The sequence below is a fragment of the Streptomyces sp. NPDC028722 genome (assembly GCF_040637655.1).
In the GTDB taxonomy this organism is placed as follows: Bacteria; Actinomycetota; Actinomycetes; order Streptomycetales; family Streptomycetaceae; genus Streptomyces.
Map to the genome: position 1 here is coordinate 1 of NZ_JBEZWU010000034.1, position 19,521 is coordinate 19,521.

Consider the following 19,521-nt stretch of genomic DNA (forward strand, 5'->3'; position numbering starts at 1 on the left):
TCGTTACGACAAGCGGGCCTACGTCTTCCACGGCACCGTCACCGCCGCAGCGATCCGGCTCTGGCTCCGTCAGTGATCCGCCGGACAGAACCTAGAGGCCGCCCGGGACGGGCCATGTGCATTCCCCCCTGAAGCAATATCGGGTCATGTTCTGAAGCAATCCTGGTTCCGCGACGGTGGAGCGCAGATCGCCCAACTGCGGACCCAGGAGCCCACGATGGCGCGCCACACACCTATTGCGCAGGCCAACCGCCGATCCCGTCCCAGCCCCACCACCGCCCTGGCCGGTGCAGGCGTCGGCAGCGCCGCAAGCCTTGCCGCCGCCCTCGCCCACGCCCCGTGGGGCGTGGTGCTCACCGTGGCCTTGGCCGGCCTCCTCGTCACACTCGTGCAGTCGGCAATCACCGGCACGATCCCGCAGGACTCCGCCGACCGGTTGACCTGGTGGCAGACCTACTGGACCCACCGCCGCGAACGCACCCGGCTCGATACGCCCCCCGACACTCGCCCGCCGGCCTGACCGCGACAACGGGCTTTGACTACAGCAACGGACCTGCCGGCAGTCACCGGTCATCACGACGCCGCTTCCTCTGCCTCCGCCCCCGCAGCCCAACTCAGCCCGGGCATGGCCAGTCCCCGCAACTGGTGACACTCGTGGACAGAAAACGGAAAGCCCGGTCCGCCCGCCGGTACCGGCGTGTCCGACGCTGTGCGCCTGCCGTCGAATGATGCGACGTCGACCGGCAGGTCCCACCCGAGAGCCGCGCCGCGCCGCCGATGCGGAAGGCGTCGAGCCCGGCGGCCCGCGAGGCGGGCGCCGGGGTGGCTGTTCGCGGTCTGCGCACCTCAGAGGGCGAGCGGGTCAGGAGAGCCAGTCGGTGTAGCGGGTGGGGGCGAGGTGGGCGTGCTCGTCGGTGAGGACGTCGCCCTTGACGGCGGCGAACATGCCGGCGGTGGGGTCGGTGACGACCGTGCGGTTGTCGCCCTGGTGGGACAGGGTGATGCGGCCCAGCTCGTCCAGGGGGAAGATCTCTGGGCCGGCGATGTTGCGCATGCTGTTCAGCGGGGCGCCTGCGGCGACCTGGGCCACCGCGTCGGCCACGTCCTTGGCGGCGATCGGCTGGATCGGCGTGGCGGGCAGCCGGACGGTGTCGCCGTCGGCGGTCCAGGACATGACGGCGTCCATGAACTCCATGAACTGTGTCGCCCGGACGATCGAGTAGGGGACCGGCCCGGCCGCGAGGATCTGCTCCTGGAGGACCTTGGCCTTGTAGTAGTCCAGCTCCGGCACCTGGTCCGCCCCGACGATCGAGAGGATGACGAAGTGACCGACGCCGCCCTTGTGGGCCGCGGCCAGGAGCTTGTCCATCGAGGTCTGGAAGAAGGCCGGGGAGGCTTCGTCGAAAGTCGGGGAGTTCGTCAGGTTGACGACGACGTCGGCTCCCGCCACCGCCTCGTCCAGTCCCTGGCCGCTGATGACGTCGACCCCGGTGGACTTCGAGTGGGGTACCGCCTCGTGCCCGGCGGCGTTCAGATCAGTGACGACCTGCGATCCGATCAGCCCGGTACCGCCGATGACTGCGATCTTCATAGGGAGCCCTTCCTCGAAACCATGTGGGCAAAATATGACATATAGGCACCGTGGGGGTGCGGCAACATGCACCTCAGTCGACTGAGGAGGGCGGGTCTTCTGATACTCACCGACGTCGGACATTGGCCCGCCCATGTCGCGGTAGATGCAGCAGAACGGGGCGGCGGGCGCGCCGAAACAGTCCCAGTTCGCCGAAGCGGCCCGCTGGCGCGCCTCTATGTCCGCGCGAGCGATACCGAGTGTGCCGTAGCGCTGCTCACCGAAGGCGGCTCGGCGCTACGCACCGTTCCCCGCCTCTGCTGGCCGTGCGATCCGCGGGCCTGAAAGGGACACTGCGGCCGTAGCCGGGTCGGCCACGATCACTGCACCGTCAGCCCCGCCGGACAGTCCAGAAGGCCCGCCACAAGATCACGACCCAGGACCCATTCGACCGGCTGGTCGCTGTGGGGGAAAAAGGCGGCACGGACGACGTAGGGATCAGTGGGCTCGTACCGCAGACGCATACACAGGGGCAGCGAGTAGGCGTGCGAGCCGAGGAGCTGCGCGGTCACCCTCTGGACCACGGTCCTCGAAGACTCCATCGACATTCACTCCTACGCACCCCCTGCCTCGGCTGCGCTCCGGCCGCTGGTTCGCAGCAACAAGGCATCGAAGAAGGAGGCGTCACAGCGGGGCCCGGGTGCCGGACGGTATCCGCGGACCGTGCGATTCGGGGCGGGCGTCGCGGCAGCGGGGCGACGCGTGCCTGCGGCACAGGAGGGTGCCCGCAGGAGGGTTCGGGAGAAACAGGCCCTCACTCGATTCGCCTGGGTGGCGGCCAGGGACCCGCCGATCCTCGAGCAGCGGACCCCGACCGGGATCGTCAAGGGCCGGTCGGCCGAGGTTGCGGCCCGGCTGCTGGCGGCGGTGGACGGCGTGAGCGGGGTCAGCGTGAACGGCGGCGGGGATGTCCAGATGCTCGGCACGCCGGAACTGCACCGGGCCCGTGGTGGGTGGGCGTGTCCGACCTCCCGCGTCTCGGCGGGCCAGGCGGCGCTGATCTCGGCGGCGGGGCTGGACGAACTGTCGGTGGCCACGTCCGGTACGGCGGAGCGGGGCGCGCACATCATGGCTCCGCGTACGGGCGGGTCGACGGTGACCGACCTGGTCCCGGTGACGGTGGTGGGCCCCCGGCCGCTGATCCGGGCGGACTGCTGGGCGACCGCGGCGTTCGCGAGGGGATCGCAGGCCTGGCCAGCGTGGCTGGAGTCACTGCCCGGCGTCGAGGCGCTGCTGATCACGGCGGGCGACGAGGTGCGTGGCACCGGGAGGCCGGCGGGGCGGCTCGGCCGGGACGACAGCCCCGACTTCGCACACTTTTTTTCGCTTTTGTCCCGGAAAGCCATCCAACTTCCGTTCTGGGACGTATCCCAAGTGGTGCAAGTTTCAGGAGGAAAGCCATGGCAATCTTCAGCAATCTCATGCCTGCCAGGCACGGCAACCACGGGAACGACACGTCCGAGAACGACGACCGCAGCGGCCACGGCGGGCGTCACGGACATGGTGACCGTGAGGGCCACGGCGACCACGGCGGCCGTCACGGGCACGGCGACCACAACGACAACAACCGGTACTGACCCACTCGAAGGCTGAGCGGACAGGGGAACCAAGAACCCGGTCCGCTTCGCCGTCGATCCATGTCGATCCATGTCGATCCACGAGGAACACATGCCATGGCGTACGGTCTTCGGCGTCTGCTGACGGTGGGTGAGGCGTCGGACGCCGTGGTCGCGGCCCCGCCGCCGGTGGCGCCGCGCGAGGTGTTCCGGCGGTTCTGGCCGTACACCCGCGGGGGCCGCCGCTGGTTCGTTCCCGTGGTCCTCTTCAGCCTGATCGGCCCCGCCATCGACGCCGGGGAGATATGGCTTTTCAAGATCGTCGTGGACGACGTGCTCGTCCCACGTGACCTCGGGCCACTGCTGTGGCTCGCTCCGACCTACCTGGGCCTCGTCGTCGGCTCCGGCGTTCTCGGCTTCGCCGACGACGTGACGTCCACCTGGGTCAGCGAACGCTTCCTGCTCACCCTGCGCTCCGCCGTCTTCGGACACGTCCAGGGGCTGTCGCTCGGATTCTTCGAACGCCGGCGGCTCGGGGACGTGCTCTCCCGGGTGACGGGCGACGTCGACTCGGTCGAGACGTTCCTGCTCTCGGGCGTGGCGGACGCCCTCTACTACGTGATCCAGCTGGGCGTCTTCCTCGGCCTGCTGTTCTACCTCCAGTGGGACCTGACCCTCCTGGCCCTCGCCATCGTGCCGATGTTCTGGGGTGCGGCCCGGCACTTCTCGCGGCTGATCAAGAAGGCGTCCCGGGAACGCAGGCGGCGCAGCGGTTCGATCAGCGCGATCGCCGAGGAGACGCTGGGCAACGTGGCCCTGGTGCAGGCGTACAACCGGCAGGAATGGGAGCAGCGCCGGTTCGGTGCGGAGAACCTCGGCCGGTTCCACGCGGTGATGGCCTCGGCGCGGATCCACGCCGTATACCGACCCGTCGTGGAGATGATCGAGGTGTCGGGCGGCCTGGCGGTCATGGGCCTGGGCACCTGGAAGCTCGCCCAGGGGCAGCTCACACTGGGCGGGCTGCTGGTCTTCCTCGCGCTGATCGGCAGGCTCTACAGCCCGGTCCGCAACCTCTCGCGCCTCGGCACCACCTTCTACGCCGCCTCCGCCTCCGCCGAACGGATCATCGAACTGCTGGACCAGCGGCCGCAGGTCGTCGAGGCCGCGGGCGCCCGGCCGATCGGCCGCGCGCGGGGCGACGTGGAGTTCGACGGCGTCGGCTTCCGCTATCCCGGCACCTCGTCCTGGGCCCTGTCCGACGTGTCCTTGCAGGTCGCGGCCGGGCAGACGCTGGCGCTGGTCGGGGCGAGCGGCGCGGGCAAGTCCACGGTGGCCAAGCTGCAGTTGCGCTTCTACGACCCCGACCGGGGAGCGGTCCGCCTCGACGGGACCGACCTGCGTGATCTGCGTCTGTCCGACGTGCGGGAGAACGTCGCGGTGGTCCTGCAGGAGACGCTCGTCTTCCAGGGCACCGTACGGGACAACATCGCCTACGGCCGGCCGGAGGCGACGGAGGCGCAGATCGTCGCGGCGGCGCGCGCGGCGGACGCCCACGACTTCATCGAACATCTGCCCCAGGGCTACGACACGATGGTCGGCCAGCGGGGCCGGACGCTCTCCGGCGGACAGTGCCAGCGCCTGGCCATCGCCCGCGCGATGATCAGGGATGCGCCGGTGCTCCTCCTGGACGAACCGACCAGCGGGCTGGACGTCCGGTCGGGGCGGCGGATCATGGACCCGCTGCGGCGGCTCATGGCCGGGCGGACGACCATCGTGATCTCCCACAACCTGCTGACCGTCCGCGACGCCACGAACATCGCGGTGCTCGACCGCGGCCGGGTCGTCGAGTACGGCACCCACGACGACCTGCTGCGGCGGGGCGGGTCGTACGCCCGGCTCCACCGGCTGAACGCCGCGAGCGGGTCCGCGGCCATGCGGCCGGTGCCGTCGTGAGCGCCTGCGCCCCGCGGCGGCCCGCCGCCCTCGCGCCGGGCGCGAAACCGGCTCCGGGCTACGAGGTGCTGGCGCATCTGACGCGCACGGGCTGGCTGGACGTCTACGACGCCTGGAGCGAGGAACGGGCCTGCCGGTGCGTGATCAAGACCGTGCGGCCCGACCGCCGGGACGAGAAGCGGCTGCGCGAGCGGCTGCTGCGGGAGGGCGGGTGGTTGCGGGAGTTCACCCATCCGCATCTGACCCGGGCCTACGAGACCTTCGAGTCGCCCGAACCGCTCGTCGTGCTGGAGACGCTGACCGGTGAGACCCTGTCCCACCTCGTGCACCGGTTGCGGCGCCGGCCGGGTGCCGCCGACGTGGCGCTGCTCGGGGTGCAGCTGTGCTCCGCGATCCACTACCTGCACGGCCGGGGCCTGCTGCACCTGGACGTCAAGCCGTCCAACGTGGTGGTGGACTGCGGTCACGCGAAGGTGCTGGACCTGAGTGTCGCGCGGCCCCCCGGGCCCGCGCCCGCCGGGGTGGGCACGCGGGGCTACCTCGCTCCGGAGCAGGCCAGGGGAGGGCCGCTGACGGCCGCGGCCGACGTGTGGGGCATCGGCATCACCTTGTTCGAAGTCGCGTGCGGTGACGTGCCGTTCGCCCGCGACGACGACCACGCGAGGGCCGCGAGCGCCGAGAACGGCGAGAACGGCGACGGGCCGGGTACCGGGCACGAGCGGCGTGAGCGGGGTGACGGGGCCTGCGAGAGCACCGGCAGCACCGGCGAGTGGTATCCGCAGCTGGAGCGGAGCGCCCCGCCGATCGGCTCCCGGCGGCGCCTGCCGTCCGCTGTCGCCGGCGCCGTCGACGCCTGCCTGCGGGCCGATCCTTCGTCCCGGCCCGCCGTCGACGAACTGGCCGCCGCTCTGCGGTCGGCACTGCCCGCGCCGCCCTGCTGAGGCCGTGGCGTACGGCGCCGGGCCTCAGTCCACCGGCGTCTCGACGTGGCCGACCTGTAGCCGGGACGTAGCGATGACGGTGCCGTCGGAGGAGGTCAGGCGGGCACCGGAGACCGCCGCGGTGTCGACGGCGGCCGACGCACCCCAGTCGCCGCGACCGTCCCGCACGGGGAAGTCACCGACCCGGACGGTCGTGCCGTCCGCGTGCTCCAGGAGACAGATGACCCTGCCGCTGTACCGGGCGCCCCGGCCGTCGAGATCGACGGACACGAAGAGCCAGCCGGAGGTACCGGGATGGGCGTACACCTCGCCCACGGGCCGCCCGCGGTCCGCGGCCGAGGTCAGGTCTCCGACCAGCATCGGCTCGCTCACGGAGGCGGGGGGTGATGCGGTGACCTCCTGCACGGCGGTGCTGATCCCCCAGCCGGCGAGCCCGCAGGCGACCGCCGCAGCGGCCCCGATCGATGCGAGCCGCAGCCGGGCCCGGTGGCCGCGGCCGCGCCGGCCGGTGGGCAGGTGGCCGGATGCGCGCGCGGGATGGCGCGGCTCCTGTGCCGCGGCGTCCCGGATCAGCGCGCGCCCCACCCGGGTCTCGAAGCCCAGGGGCGGCTCGCGGTCGGGCAGCAGCCCGATCAGCCCGTCGCCGACCAATGTCAGGTGCTCGACGTACTCCCGGCAGTCCGCGCACCGGTCCAGATGGGCGAACGCCTCGGCCCGCTCGCGGCCGGAGAGCACGCCCAGGGCCAGCTCTGCGCCGTGTTCCCGCAGCTTCTCGCAATTCGCGTCACTGGGCATGGTCGCCTCGGTTCGGAGACCCGAGTGTGGTCCGCAGCTTTGCCATCGCTGCCCGGATCCGTGTCTTGGCGGTGCCCAGCGGGATCTGCTCCAGGTCGGCGATCTGCTGGGCCGTCATTCCGTAGATGCCCGCCATCACCAGGGCACGGGCCTGCCCCCGTGGCAGCCGTGCCACGGCGGCCCGCAACTGGGACGAGGCCTCGTCGGCCAGCGCCCACCGCTCTGGGGTCTCGGTGACGGCGCCGACCAGCGCGTCGAGATCTTCGGGTGCCACCGGCTCCGTCCGCCGCGCGCGGACGGCGTCGACGGCGAGGTTGTGCGCGATGGTCGTCAGCCAGGTCGTGACCGAGCCGCGGCGCGAGTCGTAGATCTGCGCATGACGCCATGCGCGTTCGAATGTCTGCTGTGCGATGTCCTCGGCGATCTGCCGGTCGCCGATGACCGTCATGGCGACGCCGAAAACCCTGTGCTGGAACCTCCGTACGAAGGCGACGGCGAGTTCCGGGTCGCCGGTGGCCAGCCCGGACAAAAGAGCCTCGTCCGGGAGGCGGCCCACGGGGAACCGGAAGCCCGACACACCTCTGTATACGGCCGGCCGCCGCCCGGAGATTGCTCGCCGGCTGCGGAAGATCACCTTCTCATTGTCCGCCGCATGCTCCGGGCCCGCACGCGGGTCAGTGCCCGTTCTGCGTCAGCCGCAGCAGCTGGTCCGCCGGCGCCTGCCCGCCGTCCGGGTTCCGGCTGATCAGCATCAGGGTGCCGTCACCCGCGATGGTGCCCGCAGGACCACTGTGACGGAGCAGTGATCTTCGGGGCGCTGGACTGCTTGGTCTGGTGTTTCGGCTTTGAAGGGGGACTCGGGACGGCTGAAGCGGCTGCGTTCGGGCGTGATGGGCGTGGCTAGGCAGCGTGTTCGGTTTGGTTGGTCGGGCGCTTGGCCTGCGGTTCAGTAGCTGTGTGGGATTGCTTGGTCTGCTCCCCGGCCGTGACCGCGAGCGGAGTCCGACCTCAGCCCGTACCCAGCCGCTTTCCAGCCGACCGCCACGCACTCGTCGTGCCCCGCGGCTCGTACCGTCTCAGCGGCTGGGTGCGGGCCACGAGGGCGCGCAGGTCGGCCAGGGAGCCGCCGGTGTCGCCGTGTGCGCGGGCCTGGACCAGTACGTTGCCCAGGGCCGCCGCCTCGGTGGGGCCCGCCACGACCGGCAGTCCGCAGGCGTCGGCGGTGAGCTGGCACAGCAGGGAGTTGCGCGCGCCGCCGCCGACGACGCGCACCACGTCCACCGAGTGTCCCGACAGGCGCTGGGCGTCCGCGATCGCCCGGTGGTGGGCCAGGGCTAGGGAGTCCAGGACGCAGCGGACCGTGCTCGCGTGGTCGCCGGGCGCGGGCTGTCCGGTGGCGAGGCAGGCAGCGGCGATGCGCTCCGGCATCCGGCCGGGTGCCAGGAACCCCGGGTCACCCGCGTCCACGACCGACCGGAGCGGTGCGCACGCCGCCGCCGCGTCGAGGAGCGGGCCGAGGTCCGGTCCGCCCCAGGAGCGCAGGCACTCCTGGAGGAGCCACAGGCCCATGATGTTGCGCAGATAGCGCACGGTGGAGTCGAGACCCAGTTCATTGGTGAAGTTGGCCAGCCTGCTTGCCTCGGTGAGCACGGGGGCGTCGAGTTCCAGCCCTGCCAGGGACCAGGTGCCGGTGCAGACGTACGCGAACCGTTCCCCGGCGGCGGCCGGGACCGCGGCGACGGCGGACGCCGTGTCGTGGGAGGCGACCGTGGTCACGGGCAGCGGGCCGGTCAGCCCCGTCTCCTCCAGCACGGCGGGCAGCAGCCGCCCGGCGGGGGCGCCCGGCAGGCGCAGCGGGGGAAAGAGCGTCAGGTCGATGCCGAGCCGGTCCGCCACTTCCTGCGACCAGGTACGGATGCCCGGGTCGATCAACTGGGTGGTCGAGGCGTTGGTCAACTCGGTGACCCGCTCGCCCGTCAGCCAGTACGTCAGCAGGTCCGGGATGAGCAACACCTGCCTCGCGGCCTGGAATCGGGCGCTGTTCCGGGCAGCGACCAGCTGGTAGAGCGTGTTGAACGGGGCGTACTGGAGCCCCGTGCGCGCATAGAGCTCCGGCGCCGGGACCTTCGCCCACACCTGCCCGGCGACGTCCTCGGTACGGGTGTCCCGGTAGTGCACCGGGTTGCCGAGCAGGGCACCGTCGGCGTCCAGCAGGCCGTGGTCGACGGCCCAGGAGTCGATACCGACCGAGGTCAGCCGGGCCTCGCGTCCCGCCGCGCGCAGGCCGTCGAGGACACCGGCGTACAGGCCGAGCACGTCCCAGTGCAGCCCGTCGGGCAGCCGTACCGGGCGGTTGGGGAAGCGGTGGGTTTCCGTGAGCCGGAGCGTGCCCGGTCCGACCCGGCCGACCATGACACGGCCGCTGGAGGCACCGAGGTCGACGGCGGCGTACGCGTTCGGGGCGTTCACCGCAGGAACGCGGCCGCCACACCCGCGTCGACCGGGATGTGCGTACCCGTGGTGTGCGTCAGGTCCCCGCCCGTCAGGGCGAACACCGCGTTGGCCACATGCTCGGGCAGCACCTCGCGCCCCAGCAGGGTGCGCCGGGCGTAGAACGCGCCCAGCTCCTCCTCCGCGATGCCGTACGTCGCCGCCCGCTGCGCACCCCAGCCGCCGGCGAAAATCCCGGAACCGCGCACCACGCCGTCCGGGTTGACCCCGTTCACCCGGATGCCGTGTTCACCCAGCTCCGCCGCCAGCAGCCGCACCTGATGGGCCTGGTCGGCCTTGGCGGCGGAGTAGGCGATGTTGTCCGGGCCCGCGAACACCGCGTTCTTGGACGCGACGTAGACGATGTCACCGCCCAGGCCCTGCTCGGTCATCACCCGTGCCGCCTCGCGGGACACCAGGAAGGACCCGCGGGCCATGATGGCGTGCTGGAGGTCCCAGTCCCGCGCCGTCGTCTCCAGCAGCGGCCTGGACAAGGAGATCCCGGCGCAGTTGACGACCAGGTCCACCCCGCCGAAGGCCAGCACCGCGGCGCGGAAGGCGCCGGCGATCTGCTCCTCGCTCCTCACGTCCACCGAGACCGGCACCGCCCGGTCGGGGCCGCCTAGTTCCTCGGCCACCGCCTCAGCGCCCTTGACGTCCGCCACCACGACGCAGGCGCCCTCGGCGGCCAGCCGGTGCGCGATCGCCCGGCCGATGCCGGAGCCCGCGCCCGTCACGAGCGCGATCCGGGTGGCCAGCGGGCGCGGTTTCGGCATCCGCCGCAGCTTGGCCTCCTCCAGTTCCCAGTACTCGATCCGGAACTTCTCCCGCTCCTCGATGGGCGCGTACGACGAGACGGACTCGGCCCCGCGCATCACCGTCACGGCGTTGCGGTAGAACTCGCCCGCTACCCGTGCGGTCTGCTTGTCCCGGCCGAAGGAGAACATGCCGACCCCCGGAATCAGCACGATCGCCGGGTCCGCGCCGCGCATCGTGGGGGAGCCGGGGCCCGCATGGCGCGCGTAGTAGGCCGCGTACTCCTCGCGGTACGCGGCATGCAGTTCCCGCAGGCGTGCCCGTACCTCGTCGAGCGGGGCGGCCGGCGGCAGGTCGAGGACGAGGGGCCGCACCTTCGTGCGCAGGAAGTGGTCCGGGCAGGAGGTGCCGAGCGCGGCGAGCCTCGGGTGTCCGGCGCGGGACAGGAACTCCAGGATCTCGGGGGAGTCGTCGAAGTGGCCCACCTGCGGCCGGTCCTGGGAGGCGAGCGCGCGGACGGCGGGGGCCAGCGCGGCCGCCCGCTCCCGGCGCGCACCCTCTTCCAGCGCGGCGTACTCCGCCAGGAGGCGTCCGAAGGGCTCCGCCTTTCCGCGCGCGGCCAGGAAGGCTTCGGCGGTGCGGATGATGTGCAGGCTGTTGCGCTCGCACTCGGCGGAGGTGTCACCCCAGGCGGTGATGCCGTGCCCGCCCAGGATCACCCCGATCGCCCGCGGGTTGGCCTCCTTGACCCGGGCGACGTCGAGCCCCAGTCGGAAACCGGGTCGCCGCCACGGCACCCACACCACCTGCTCGCCGAAGCACTCGGCGGTCAGCTTCTCGCCGTCCGCCGCGCAGGCGAGCGCGATGCCGGAATCCGGATGCAGATGGTCCACATGGGGGGCGTCCACCAGCGCGTGCATCGCGGTGTCGATGGACGGCGCCGCACCGCCCCTGCCGTGCAGGCAGTGGTCGAAGGCCGCGACCGTCCCGTCCTCACCCGCCACCCTCGGATACACGTCGGCGAGGGCCCGCAACCGGTCCAGACGCAGCACGGCGAGGCCGTCGGCCGTGAGGGTGCCGAGGTCGCCGCCCGAGCCCTTGACCCACAGCAGGCCGACGTCGTCGCCGGTCACCGGGTCGACGGCCGTGCCCTTCACGGAGGCGTTGCCGCCCGCGTAGTTGGTGTTGCGCGGGTCGGCTCCCAGACGGTGCGCCCGCTCCAGGAGTTCGCCCACGACGGGGGACTGCCGCGTCATGCGCCCCACCCCGCCTGCTCGCCGCCGACCCGTTCCTTCACGATCCGCTCCGGCCAGCCCGAGCGCCGGTACGCGGCCATCGGATCGGGGTCCAGGCCCGCCTCCTCGCGCATCTCGGCCAGCAGCGGCCGTACGTCCGTGTCGAACGCGTCCATCAGGACGCCGTTGGCCGCGAGCACGTCACCGGCGCGCTGGGCGTCGGCGAGGGCCCCGGTGTCGACGAGGAGGGCCTTGGCGGTGGCCTCCTGGACGTTCATCACCGAGCGGATGATCGCGGGGATCTTCGGCTCGATGTTGTGGCACTGGTCGAGCATGAAGGCCACGTCCGCGCTCAGGCCGCCGCCGCGCACCACCTCGTACATGATGCGGAACAACTGGAAGGGGTCGGCGGCGCCCGCCATCAGGTCGTCGTCCGCGTAGAAGCGGGAGTTGAAGTCGAAGCCGCCGAGCCGTTCCTCCCGCAGCAGCGTGGCGACGATGAACTCGATGTTGGTGCCGGGCGCGTGGTGCCCGGTGTCCACCACGACCCGTGCCTTCGGGCCGAGTTTGAGACAGTGGGCGTAGGCCGTGCCCCAGTCCGGCACGTCGGTGGCGTAGAAGGCGGGCTCGAAGAGCTTGTACTCCAGCAGCATCCGGTGGCCGTCGCCCAGCCGCTCGTAGACCGTACGGAGGGCCTCGGCGAGCCGGTCCTGCCGGGTGCGCAGATCGTCCTGGCCGGGGTAGTTGGTGCCGTCGGAGAACCAGAGCTTCAGGTCCCGCGACCCGGTCGCCTCCATGATCTCCACGCAGTCGAGCAGATGCCGGACCGCCTTGCGGCGCACCGCCGGGTCCGGGTTGGTGACCGAGCCCAGTTTGTAGTCGTCGTCCTGGAACACGTTCGCGTTGATCGCGCCGATCCGCACGCCGAGCTTCGATGCGTGGGCGGCCAGTGCGCCGTAGTCGTCCACGCGGTCCCACGGGATGTGCAGGGCGACGGCCGGCGCCACTCCCGTGTGCGCGTGCACGCGGGCGGCGTCGTCCAGCTTCTCGAAGGGGGTGCGGGGTACGCCGGGCTGCGCGAAGACCTTGAAGCGCGTGCCGGAGTTGCCGTACGCCCAGGACGGGGTCTCGACTGCCTGGGTGCTCAGCGCCGCCTTCACGGCGTCCCGGGAGGGAGGTTCGCCCCCGGCGGCTTCCTTGGTGGTCATCGCGTCAGCCCTTCTGGAGGATGGTGGTCAGCCGGCGAAGCGGTGGGTGCCCGAACCCACGGCGAAGACGGCGCAGTTGTCCTCGCGGCGGAGGAACGCGGCGGTGCCGCCGACGACCTGCCCCTTGTCGCGGGTCTCGGGTATCCACACCTCGGCGGTGGTGTTGGGCGGTACGGACACGGTGAGGCGGAAGCCCTCGGCGCCCGTCGTCCAGTCCGTGGAGACCGGGCCGTACACCGAGTCGAAACGGCCGTGGGCCTCGGTCACACCGCCGCCCGGCCGGGGCCGGATCAGGATCTTCCGGAAGCCGGGCGCGGCGGGGGCGATCCCGGCGATGTGGGCGTACATCCACTCGCCGACCGAGCCGTACGCGTAGTGGTTGAAGGAGTTCATCCCGGCGTCCTGGAAGGTGCCGTCCGGCCGGATGGAGTCCCAGCGCTCCCACATCGTGGTGGCACCCCGGTCGATCTGGTAGCCCCAGCCCGGGTACGAGCGCTGGGCCAGCAGCCGGTGGGCGACATCCGTGTGCCCGGTGTCGGTGAGCACGGGCAGCAGCCTCGGGGTGCCGAGGAAGCCCGTGGACAGGTGCCAGTCCCGCGCCTCGATGAGCTCGACCAGGCGGGCCGCGGCGGGGGCGCGGTCGGCCTCGGCGAGCAGGTCCATGGACAGCGCCAGGACGTACGCCGTCTGCGTGTCCCCCTTCACCCGGCCGCCCCCGGTGACGTACGCGGCCCGGAAGGCGTCCCGGACGTCTCCGAGGAGCCTCCGGTAGGGCTCGGGGTCCTTGCCCAGCGCCTCGGCCGCCCCCGCGACCAGCCCGGCGCTGTGCGCGAAGTACGCGGTGCCGATGACGTCCTTCGGTGTCTCGTCCTGGAGGTTCAGCCAGTCCCCGTAGCCCTCGTCGGGCCGCAGACAGCCGGTGCTGTGCGCTTTCAGATAGTCCAGCCACCTCACCATCGACGCCCAGGCCCGCTCCAGGACCCGTACGTCCCCGTACATCCGGTACAGCGCCCACGGCACGGTCACGCCGGCGTCGCCCCAGCCCGCCGCGCCGACGCCGACGTCCATGGACGGCGCCACGTTCGGGAAGGCGCCGTCCGCCGCTTGGCCGTCCCGCAGGTCGTCCAGCCACTTGGCGAGGAACCGCGCCGACTCCATGGTGTAGGCGGCCGTCGGCGCGAAGACGTTGATGTCACCGGTCCAGCCGAGCCGTTCGTCGCGGGCCGGGGTGTCGGTGGGCACGGAGAGGAAGTTGCCGCGCTGTCCCCAGGTGATGTTGCTGTGCAACTGGTTGAGCATGGGCACGTCGGTCTTGAAGGACATGGTGAACGGTGCCGAGGTGTGCAGCACCCGGCCGGTGACCGCGTCGAGCGGCGGCCTGCCGGGGAAGCCGGTGACCTCGACGTACCGGAAGCCGTGGAAGGTGAAGCGCGGTTCGAAGGTCTCGGTGCCGCCGCCCTTGAGCACACAGGTGTCCGTGGCTCGTGCCGTGCGCAGGTTCGCGGTGTACAGCGTGCCGTCGGGGTTGAGCACCTCCGCGTGCCGCAGCCGCACCGAGGTGCCCGCCGAGCCCCGGACTCGCAGGCGGACCGCGCCCACCATGTTCTGGCCCAGGTCGAACACGAACACACCGGGCTTCGGCTCGGCCACCTTCTTGGCGGCCACCTCGCGTTCCACCCGGACCGGGCCGTCGACCTGGGCGACCAGTTCGGCGGTCACCTGCTCGACCAGGTCCACCGCCGCCCACCCGGCGCCGTCGAAACCGGCCCGCGTCCAGCCCGGCGTCTCCAGGCGGGCGTCATAGTCCTCGCCCGACATCAGATCCGCGCTGGTCACCGGCCCGGTGGCCGCACGCCAGCCGGGGCCGGACAGCACCCGGTCCGTCGAGCCGTCGGTGTAGGTCACCTCCAACTGGCCGATGAAGGCGGGCCGGTCACCGTACTGATGGGGACCGAACCAGGCGACGTTGCCCGCGTACCAGCCCGCCGCGAGAGTCACGGCGAGGGCGTTGGCGCCGGAGGTGAGCCGGTCCGTCACGTCGTACGTCTGGTACTGGACCCGCTCGCGGTAGTCGGTCCAGCCGGGCGCGAGCCGGTCCTCGCCCACCCGGGCGCCGTTGAGGTGGGCGTCGTAGAGGCCGAGGGCCGAGGAGTACAGGCGCGCCCGCGCGACGGTCTTCCCGGCCGGGACGCGGAACTCGCGGCGCAACTGGGCGGCGGGGGACCAGGCGGCCGTCACCTTGCCCCAAGGGCCCTGGCCCCAGGGGGTGACGACCTTGGCCGGTGCCCACGCGCCGTCGTCGTACCCGGCCGAACGCCAGTCGCCCGCAGGCTCCTTGTCCACGGTCTTCCAGGACGCGTCGGTCACGACGGTGCGCACACCGGACGGGGTGGTCAGCTCGACGAGGCCGAGGAGGCCGGCCGGTCCCTCGCTCGCGTTGGTCGCGGCGACGGCGATCACCGCGACTCCGGGCTCCAGCCGGCTCTCCACGACGACCGGGCGCTTCCAGTTCTCCGCCGGCCCGTCCGGCTCGGAGTGGGCGAGAGGTGTGCCGTTCACGTAGGCGGTGAACCCGTCGTCGGCCGTCATGACCAGGCGGGCCCGTGTCACCCCGGCGGGGACCTCCACGCGGGCCCGGAACCAGCGCGTCGCGGCCGGGACGCTGCTCGCGGGGTCGCCCTCGGGGAACCAGATCCAGGAAGCGCCCTCCAGGGAAGGCGCCCCGACCAGTGCCGCCGGGGCGGCGATCCAGCGTGCCGTCCAGTCGGAGGCGGCGGTGAGGCCCGTCTCCCACCAGGCGGGCTCGCTCCAGGCGCCGACGCGGCCCGCGTCGTCCCAGACCCGGACCTGCCAGTGGTAGCGCGTGCGTGCCTTCAACTCCGGTCCCGCGTACGGCACGAGGACCGAATCCGGTGACGTGACCTTCCCGCTGTCCCACACGTCCGGCGCGCTCAGACGGCCAGGCCGGGTGGCCACCCGGACCTGATAGGCGCTCTGCTTCTGGTCGTGGCCCTCGGGCGCCAGCGGCCAACTGAGCCTTGGCCGGGACGTGTCGAGACCCAGGGGGTTGCTCACGTACTCCACGGTGGGCCGGGAGACACGGATGGTGCGATGGTCGGTGCGCGGTGCGGCCTGGGCGCCGGTGGCCCCGGTGGTCATGGTGGTGGCGAGGGCGGTACCGGCGGTGGTGCCCAACAGTCGTCTTCTGCTGATCACGTTCGGCTCCGTAACGACTCGACAGTGAATCGTTTCACGAGAGGTGAAGCTAGAGGTGCCGACAGGCTCCGTCAAGGGCACCGGGCATTCTTCGGCGTATTCAAGTTCCGCCCATTGACTGGGCAGTTGACGCGGGTTTAGCTTCCCTGCACATTGCCTGAAACCTTTCACGACCGATCGGTGTGACCCATGCCAGAGCCCCCCGTCCTGGCCGCGCAGGGCCTGAGCAAGTCCTTCGGCGCCGTGCGCGCACTGCGGAACGTCTCCCTGGAGCTGTACGGCGGTCAGGTCCATGCCCTCGCGGGCGAGAACGGCGCCGGAAAGTCCACCCTGATCAAGACGCTCGCCGGGGTCCACCGCCCCGACTCCGGTGTCCTGAAGCTCCACGGCGAGCCGGTCGTCCTGCACGGCCCGGCCGACGCCCGCGACGCCGGGGTGGCCGTCATCCACCAGGAGCCGACGCTCTTCCCCGACCTGTCCGTGGCCGAGAACATCTTCATGGGCCGTCAGCCCCGCCGGCCCTTGCGGCGCGTCGACCACCGGGCCATGAACGCGGCCACCGGTGACCTCTTCACCCGTCTCGCCGTGGACCTCGACCCCGAGCGGCCCGCGCGCGGCCTCTCCATCGCCGACCAGCAGCTCGTCGAGACGGCCAAGGCGCTCTCCTTCGACGCCCGCGTCCTCATCATGGACGAGCCGACCGCCGCCCTCACCGGCAGCGAGACGGCCCGCATCTTCGGCGTCGTACGCGCCCTGCGCGACCAGGGCTGCGCCATCCTGTTCGTCTCGCACCGGCTGGAGGAGATCTTCGACCTCTGCCAGTACGTCACCACCCTCAGGGATGGCGAGGTCGTCGCGGGCGAGCCGGCCGGGGACCTCACCGAGGACGCCCTGGTGCGCCGCATGGTGGGCCGGGACCTCGGCGAGCTGTACCCGAAGGAACCCGCCGAGCCCGGTGAAGTAGCTCTCGAAGTACGGCGGCTGACCCGCGAAGGCGTCTTCACCGACGTGTCCTTCGAGGTGCGCAGCGGCGAGATCGTGGGCCTCGCCGGTCTGGTCGGGGCCGGGCGCAGCGAGGTCGCACGAGCCGTCTTCGGCGTCGACAAGTGGGACGCCGGGACGGCCGTGGTCTGCGGCAAGGCGCTCACCAACGGCTCCCCGAGCGCCGCCATGGCCGCCGGGCTCGTCCTGGTGCCCGAGGACCGGCGCGCCCAGGGCCTGGTGATGGACATGTCCATCGAGCGCAACATCGGTCTGACCGGGCTGCGGACGACCGTACGGGCCGGGCTGATGGACCGGGGTGCCGAGCGGAGCCGGGCCCTGGACTGGGCGGTGCGGCTGAAGGTCAAGTACGCCCGGATCGCGGACGCCGTGGGCACCCTGTCCGGCGGCAACCAGCAGAAGGTCGTCCTCGCCAAGTGGCTCGCCACCGGGCCCCGGGTGCTGATCGTGGACGAACCCACGCGGGGCATCGACATCGGCACCAAGGCCGAGGTGCACCGGCTGCTGTCCGGGCTCGCCGCCGACGGGGTCGCCGTACTGATGATCTCCTCTGACCTGCCGGAGATCCTCGGCATCGCCGACCGCGTCCTCGTCATGCACGAGGGGCGGTTGACCGCTGAGCTGCCCCGCGCGGACGCCACCGAGGAATCCGTACTCGCGGCGGCCACCGGGAGGGTGCGATGACGGTCACCGGACACACCCCGGCACCCGCCGTCGAGCCGGGCACGGCCGAGGCGACCCGGCTGCTGGACCGCGTCCTCGAGCTCCGAGAACTGGCCATCCTCCTCGTCCTCCTGGTGATGATCGCGGTCACCCAGGCGGGCAACCGGGAGTTCCTCTCCGAGCAGGGCGTCAAGGACCTCCTGCTCAACGCGACGATCCTGGTGCTCGTCGCCTCCGGCCAGGCACTGGTGGTCATCACCCGCAACGTCGACCTGTCCGTCGGCTCCGTGCTGGGCCTGACCGCCTTCACCGCCGGGGACGTGCTGCAAGCGGGCGGCGGCGCCCCGGCCGCAGTACTGCTCGCCGTCACCCTCGGCGTGGGCTGCGGGCTGCTGAACGGCGCCCTCGTCAGCCTCGGCCGGGTCCCGGCCCTCGTCGTCACCCTCGGCACCCTCTACATCGTCCGGGGCATCGACTCCATCTGGGTCGGCTCCCGCCAGATCACCGCGTCCGACCTGCCCTACGGCTTCACCGACTTCGGCTCCGGCGGTCTGTCCGCGGTGCCGTACCTCGCCCTGATCGCCCTCGCCGTGCTCACCGCCACCGCCTACTACCTGCGCAACTTCGGCGGCGGCCGCGAGCTGTACGCGCTCGGCTCCAGCCCGGAGGCGGCACGGCTCGCCGGCATCCCCGTACGACGGCGCGTCCTCGCCGCCTACGTCGCCTGCGGGGCCCTCACCGGACTCGCCGGAGCCCTCTATCTGGCCCGCTTCGGCAACGTCGACAGCTCCACCGGCAGCGGCTACGAACTGACCGTCGTCAGCGCCGTGGTGGTCGGCGGCGTCGCCTTCACCGGCGGCTCCGGCAGCGTGTACGGCGCGGCGCTCGGCGCCCTGCTGCTCACCACCGTGGGCAGTGTGCTGCCCGCCCTCGGCGTCAGCTCCGTGTGGGTCCTGGCCATCAACGGCGTCCTGCTCGTCCTCGCCATCACCGTCGACCGGATCGTGGCGCTGCGCGTGGCCCGCGCCCTCAAGAAAAGGTCCGCACCGAACCGGAGGGACATCCGCCATGACTGACTCGCCCCTCGCTCGCGCCGTCCGCTGGGACACGGTCGTCGGCGCCCTCCTGCTCGTCCTGCTCCTGCTGTCCTTCTCCTTCGTCGACGGCTTCGGCAACGCCCTCAACCTGTCGTTCCTGATCGGCAACACCCTGCCGGTCGCGCTGATCGCCCTGCCGATGACGCTGCTCGTGGTCTCCGGCGAGATCGACCTCTCGGTGGCCTCCACGGCCGGGCTGTCCGGCGCGGTGATGGGCGCGCTGTGGAACGCCGGGACGGCGCTCGAAACCATCATCCCGCTGTGCCTGCTGCTCGGCGTGGTCTGCGGGCTGGTCAACGGCCTCCTGGTGACCCGGCTCGGCCTGCCGTCCCTGGCCGTCACCATCGGCACCATGGCCGCCTACCGGGGCGTCGCGCAGATCGTCCTGGGCTCCGACGCGGTCACCGACTTCCCCGCCCAGTACCTCGACTTCGCCGCGGGCCGCATCGGCGGCACTTTCATCCCGTACGCCCTGCCGCCCTTCCTCGTCCTGCTCGCCGTCGCCGTCCTCGTCCTGCACGCCGCCCCCTTCGGTCGGTCCCTGTTCGCCATCGGCGCGGGCGAGGAGGCGGCCCGGTTCACCGGTATACGGGTCAGGCGGCACAAGCTGTGGCTGTTCACCGCCACCGGCCTGCTGGCGTCCGCCACCGGGATCTTCTGGGCCCTGCACTACGCCAGCGCCCGCTACGACAACGCCACCGGGCTCGAACTCTCCGTCGTCGCCGCCGTGCTGCTCGGCGGGATCAGCTTCGACGGCGGCCGGGGCACCCTGGGCGGCGCCATCGCAGGGGTCTTCCTGCTCGGCGCCCTCCAGAACGTGATGAGCCTGCTCAACGTCTCCGCCCAGTCGCAGATCGTCGTCACCGGCGTCCTGCTCGTCGTCTCCGTGCTCGGCCCTCGCCTCGCCCACCGAATCGCCGCCGCACGGGCCGTCCGCGCCAACTCAGCCCAACCGCACGCCTCCTGAAGGGACCCACCC

General features: G+C 71.9%; 14 protein-coding genes and 2 pseudogenes. 7 read left to right on the top strand and 9 right to left on the bottom strand.

The window, feature by feature from the left end:
- Positions 1-217: 217 nt before the first annotated feature.
- Positions 218-520: a hypothetical protein gene (locus tag AB0F03_RS33285; RefSeq protein WP_361998993.1), complete on the top strand. Its 303-nt coding sequence runs from the start codon at positions 218-220 to the stop codon at positions 518-520.
- A gap of 342 nt (positions 521-862) precedes the next feature.
- On the opposite strand, the gene AB0F03_RS33290 is transcribed toward AB0F03_RS33285, so the two are convergent.
- Both AB0F03_RS33290 and AB0F03_RS33295 read right to left on the bottom strand, forming a co-directional pair.
- Positions 863-1,591, bottom strand: a complete 729-nt coding sequence (locus AB0F03_RS33290; protein WP_361998995.1) for an NAD(P)H-binding protein — start codon at positions 1,589-1,591, stop codon at positions 863-865.
- Between the two features lie 359 nt (positions 1,592-1,950).
- Entirely contained in the window at positions 1,951-2,172 is a 222-nt protein-coding gene (locus AB0F03_RS33295) for an SsgA family sporulation/cell division regulator (protein ID WP_361998998.1), read from the bottom strand.
- 268 nt (positions 2,173-2,440) lie between these two features.
- On the opposite strand from AB0F03_RS33295, the pseudogene AB0F03_RS33300 reads away from it, so the two are divergent.
- The 3 genes and pseudogenes from AB0F03_RS33300 to AB0F03_RS33310 form a co-directional block, all read left to right on the top strand.
- Positions 2,441-2,920 (top strand): annotated as a pseudogene (locus AB0F03_RS33300) (FAD:protein FMN transferase); the annotation flags it as partial.
- Between the two features lie 383 nt (positions 2,921-3,303).
- Entirely contained in the window at positions 3,304-5,139 is a 1,836-nt protein-coding gene (locus AB0F03_RS33305) for an ABC transporter ATP-binding protein (RefSeq protein WP_361999001.1), read from the top strand.
- Positions 5,136-6,080 carry a serine/threonine-protein kinase gene (locus AB0F03_RS33310; protein WP_361999004.1) on the top strand — a complete coding sequence of 315 codons (945 nt, stop codon included), beginning with the start codon at positions 5,136-5,138 and terminating at the stop codon, positions 6,078-6,080. Before AB0F03_RS33305 ends, AB0F03_RS33310 begins: the two co-directional genes overlap by 4 nt.
- Positions 6,081-6,104: 24 nt before the next feature.
- On the opposite strand, the gene AB0F03_RS33315 is transcribed toward AB0F03_RS33310, so the two are convergent.
- The 7 genes and pseudogenes from AB0F03_RS33315 to AB0F03_RS33345 all read right to left on the bottom strand — a co-directional run bounded on the left by AB0F03_RS33315 (position 6,105) and on the right by AB0F03_RS33345 (position 15,780).
- The gene (locus AB0F03_RS33315; RefSeq protein WP_361999007.1) at positions 6,105-6,875 is read right to left on the bottom strand and encodes a zf-HC2 domain-containing protein; all 771 of its coding nucleotides are present in this window, start codon (positions 6,873-6,875) and stop codon (positions 6,105-6,107) included.
- Positions 6,865-7,452: an RNA polymerase sigma factor gene (locus tag AB0F03_RS33320; RefSeq protein ID WP_356945959.1), complete on the bottom strand. Its 588-nt coding sequence runs from the start codon at positions 7,450-7,452 to the stop codon at positions 6,865-6,867. Before AB0F03_RS33320 ends, AB0F03_RS33315 begins: the two co-directional genes overlap by 11 nt.
- 97 nt (positions 7,453-7,549) lie before the next feature.
- Positions 7,550-7,654: pseudogene (locus tag AB0F03_RS33325) on the bottom strand (arginine repressor); the annotation flags it as partial.
- A 229-nt stretch (positions 7,655-7,883) separates the two neighbouring features.
- Positions 7,884-9,287 (bottom strand): rhamnulokinase family protein, encoded by a 1,404-nt coding sequence (locus tag AB0F03_RS33330; protein WP_361999103.1) that lies wholly within the window; start codon positions 9,285-9,287, stop codon positions 7,884-7,886.
- 53 nt (positions 9,288-9,340) lie between these two features.
- Positions 9,341-11,377 (bottom strand): bifunctional aldolase/short-chain dehydrogenase, encoded by a 2,037-nt coding sequence (locus AB0F03_RS33335; RefSeq protein WP_361999011.1) that lies wholly within the window; start codon positions 11,375-11,377, stop codon positions 9,341-9,343.
- On the bottom strand, positions 11,374-12,564 hold the full coding sequence (gene rhaI, locus AB0F03_RS33340) for an L-rhamnose isomerase (protein WP_361999014.1): 1,191 nt from the start codon (positions 12,562-12,564) through the stop codon (positions 11,374-11,376). The genes AB0F03_RS33335 and rhaI overlap by 4 nt, the downstream gene beginning before the upstream one ends.
- Positions 12,565-12,591: 27 nt before the next feature.
- Positions 12,592-15,780 (bottom strand): alpha-L-rhamnosidase, encoded by a 3,189-nt coding sequence (locus AB0F03_RS33345; protein ID WP_361999016.1) that lies wholly within the window; start codon positions 15,778-15,780, stop codon positions 12,592-12,594.
- 189 nt (positions 15,781-15,969) lie between these two features.
- Here AB0F03_RS33345 and AB0F03_RS33350 point away from each other — a divergent pair, with 189 nt between their 5' ends.
- From AB0F03_RS33350 to AB0F03_RS33360, 3 genes are read left to right on the top strand one after another with little or no spacing between them, the layout of a single operon-like run.
- Positions 15,970-17,466: a sugar ABC transporter ATP-binding protein gene (locus AB0F03_RS33350; RefSeq protein WP_361999019.1), complete on the top strand. Its 1,497-nt coding sequence runs from the start codon at positions 15,970-15,972 to the stop codon at positions 17,464-17,466.
- The gene (locus AB0F03_RS33355) at positions 17,463-18,521 is read left to right on the top strand and encodes an ABC transporter permease (RefSeq protein ID WP_361999022.1); all 1,059 of its coding nucleotides are present in this window, start codon (positions 17,463-17,465) and stop codon (positions 18,519-18,521) included. The genes AB0F03_RS33350 and AB0F03_RS33355 overlap by 4 nt, the downstream gene beginning before the upstream one ends.
- A complete protein-coding gene (locus tag AB0F03_RS33360; protein WP_361999025.1) occupies positions 18,514-19,509 on the top strand; it encodes an ABC transporter permease in 996 nt (331 codons plus the stop codon). The genes AB0F03_RS33355 and AB0F03_RS33360 overlap by 8 nt, the downstream gene beginning before the upstream one ends.
- Positions 19,510-19,521 lie beyond the last annotated feature (12 nt).